Below are 1,471 nucleotides of genomic sequence, written 5' to 3'. Positions count from 1 at the left end.
AATTATTTTATGATATTTGTCCTGGCCATAACAGTTTTATTTTGAACTGACTATAGGCTATCCTGGATATAATGTGCTTAAGGTTAAAGAAGATTAAACATTTAGCCTAGAGATCTAATACTTCGATGATATCGTATGCAGGCGTCTCATAAGGATGCGCCTGCTTTAACGCTGCAATAACCTTATGAATGGCGGCTTCAGCAACCACCATTTCTACTCGCCACTCATCGACCCTCTCTACCTTATCATGTGACCCTATATGGGGATTACTGCCTGCCAGTGGCATAAACTGCCCTGTTCCTTTTACTTGCCAACAACACTGCTCATAACGCCCAATCGTCCCAGCTCCCGCAGCAAACAACGCTGACTTAACCTGCTCCAATGCTTCTTCTGGAATAAAAACGGTGAGTTTATACATAAACGGCTCCCATAAAATCTAGTGATAAAAATTAGCTGAAACTATAGTGAGTTCACTTTAAAACTGAGACAGTGCTATTGGCTATAAATTTTTTGTCGCCTCTGTCACGCCTGCGAACAGCAAGCAAGAAAAGTTTATAGCAATAGCACGTTACTATTTACTTTACGACGATCGTATCGCTTTTATTTTGAATCGACTATATAAGTTTTACTATTTTTTAGATAACGAGGCATGGTCGGTCCAAATATAACGTAGTAGCCAATCCTTTGCCTCACCCGCGTAATCGATGCCAATACGTGGACGCAGTGACACAGGTGGCTGACAACCATCGTCTTCAACCCAGACTTCTGAGGCAGGAATAATAGATTCGAGATTAGGTAACATCAGTTATCACCTGCTTTCAAAAGTTTGTATTTACACTCTATTATTACCGCAGTATAAATTTAACACAAAAGCCCTTAACTAAGGTTTAACAGCGCATACCTTTACCTATTGCAACTGATGTTATACAGACACTTAACTGTATATGATAGTAATCTTAATAATGGCTCTACACATTAAAATTAATATAATCAAAGGGATAAGATCATGAGTAACTCTAATACGCAAAATGATAAGCAGAAAAACAACAATGATAAAGCAGAAGATGAGCCCATCCCAGATTCTGTGTAACTGCCCTTTAGATTAAATGCTTACTAATGCGATCATCAAACATAATCATAAAGCGATTAAGGGCAGACGTCCAGTTACGGATTGGCATCGACCACTTTTTGGATGCCTGCTGGGTTGCTAAGTACACCACTTTGAATGCTGCCTGATCAGACGGGAACACCTTACGCTTATTCACCGCTGTCCGAATCACGCTGTTTAAAGACTCAATAGCATTGGTGGTATAGATGGCTTTTCTGATGTCTTTAGGATACTCGAAGAACACCGTTAAGCCCTCCCAGTTATTACGCCAAGACTTGATGACATGTGGGTACTCTGTGCCCCAAGTCTCATCAAAGTGCTCAAGGTTGGCCTCTGCCATCTCAAGCGTATCAGCACCGTAGA

At 40.7% G+C, this 1,471-nt stretch carries 2 protein-coding genes and 1 pseudogene; all 3 read right to left on the bottom strand.

The genetic code is table 11. From position 1 onward, the window contains the following. Window positions 1-106 precede the first annotated feature (106 nt). Window positions 107-418 (bottom strand): YqfO family protein, encoded by a 312-nt coding sequence (locus EI161_RS14355; RefSeq protein WP_192529936.1) that lies wholly within the window; start codon window positions 416-418, stop codon window positions 107-109. 210 nt (window positions 419-628) lie between these two features. Next, window positions 629-769 (bottom strand): annotated as a pseudogene (locus tag EI161_RS14895) (DNA-3-methyladenine glycosylase); the annotation flags it as partial. A 328-nt stretch (window positions 770-1,097) separates the two neighbouring features. Beyond that, window positions 1,098-1,471, bottom strand: a 374-nt coding sequence (locus EI161_RS14345; protein ID WP_192529934.1) for a transposase, incomplete at its 5' end; no start/stop codon positions are given.

This window comes from Psychrobacter sp. FME5, assembly GCF_014861375.1.
Classification (GTDB): domain Bacteria; phylum Pseudomonadota; class Gammaproteobacteria; order Pseudomonadales; family Moraxellaceae; genus Psychrobacter.
Note: the sequence above shows the minus strand (reverse complement) of the source record. Positions and strands in the feature narration are given on the sequence as shown.